We start from the raw sequence: 1,449 nt of genomic DNA, 5'->3' as shown, positions 1-1,449 counted from the left end.
TCATGCGGCTCTACCTTCTTCCTGGGTCCGCCCCAGCCATTCGTAGGGTTGTGGCACCCAGGGGAGCTGGGTGTGGCTTTCATGCGGCTGCCAGCTGTGGCTCGGTAGGCTTGGCCGCCCGGCTCCCCACGACGACTCGGCCGCCGATTGGGAAATGCGAACAGGTCGCTGTGTAGAGCAATGCCGGCGAGGTCGTCCGTGGTACGTACTGCACGCACGACGAGCTGGAGCACGATGAGCCGGATATGGGCCGGGACCGACTGCGGCAAGACCCACCACCACTGCCTGGTCCTGGACGACGAGGGCGACGCACTGCTGTCCCGACGAGTGGCCAACGACGAGCCCGAGCTGCTGAAGCTGATCGGAGATGTCCTGGACCTCGCAGACGGCAGAGAGGTCACCTGGGCCCTGGACATGGCGGGCGGCGGCCCCGGCCTGCTGATCGCCCTGCTCGTCAACCACGGCCAGGAACTGGTCTACATCCCCGGAATCGCAGTCAACCGGGCCTCCGACGGCTACCGCGGCACGGGCAAGACCGACGCCCGTGACGCGCGGGTGATCGCCGATCAGGCCCGCATGCGACGCGATCTGCAGCCGATTCGGCCCGGTGACGATGCGGGCATCGAGCTGCGGCTGCTCACCGAGCGCCGTGTCGATCTGGTCGCCGACCGCACCCGCACGACCAACCGGCTCAAGGGCCTGCTGAACAGCATGTTCCCGGCCCTGGAACGCGCCTTGGACATCGGCACGGCCGGAGCACTGCTGCTTCTCACGGGCTATCAGACCCCGGCGGCGATCCGCCACGCCGGCCTTGCCCGGCTGACGACCTGGCTGCGTAACCGCAAGGCCCGCAACCCCGAGGCTCTCGCCGTCAAAGCCGTCGAGGCCGCTGAACGGCAGCACACCGCCGTCGCAGGCGAGACGGCGATCGCGAAGATGGTGCACACCCTCACGCAGGAGGTGATGGCCCTCAACGAGAAGATCGCCGAGACGGACAAGCTCATCGAGGGCCGGTTTCGCGAGCACGAACTCGCCGAAGTGATCCAGTCCATGCCCGGCATCGGCGCGATCCTCGGCGCGGAGCTCCTCGTCGGCATCGGCGGCAGCCTGGACGCTTTCCCCAGCCCAGACCGGCTTGCCGCCTTCGCCGGCGTGACACCCGCACCTCGCGACTCCGGCAAGGTCATCGGTAACCTCCACCGGCCCCAGCGCTACCACCGACGCCTGCAGCGGGTCTTCTACACCTCGGCACTCGTCAGCATCCGGTTCGACCCCAACTCGCGGAAGTTCTACGACCGCAAACGTGCCGAAGGTAAACGCCATGTCCAGGCCGTGCTCGCTCTCGCCCGCCGGCGCGTCAACGTTCTGTGGGCCCTGATCCGTGACCGACGGTGCTACCAAGTGACACCGCCCGTCACTGCGCCAGCTTGACTTCGACATTGGGAAGCC

Annotated in this window: 1 protein-coding gene; it reads left to right on the top strand. The window is 67.7% G+C overall.

Annotation, left to right across the window (positions count from 1 at the left end; genetic code table 11):
• Nucleotides 1–234 precede the first annotated feature (234 nt).
• Nucleotides 235–1,431 (top strand): IS110 family transposase, encoded by a 1,197-nt coding sequence (locus ACWEN3_RS46535; protein WP_452984492.1) that lies wholly within the window; start codon nucleotides 235–237, stop codon nucleotides 1,429–1,431.
• The last annotated feature ends 18 nt before the right edge of the window (nucleotides 1,432–1,449 follow it).

It is taken from the genome of Streptomyces sp. NPDC004561 (genome assembly GCF_053602155.1).
The sequence above is the reverse complement of the archived record's forward strand: the minus strand, read 5'-3'. Positions and strand labels throughout refer to the sequence as shown.

What these genes read in the sequence shown, in the direction of transcription:
- ACWEN3_RS46535 (WP_452984492.1), top strand. Translation starts at nt 235, where the DNA reads ATGAGCCGGATATGGGCCGGGACCGACTGCGGCAAGACCCACCACCAC.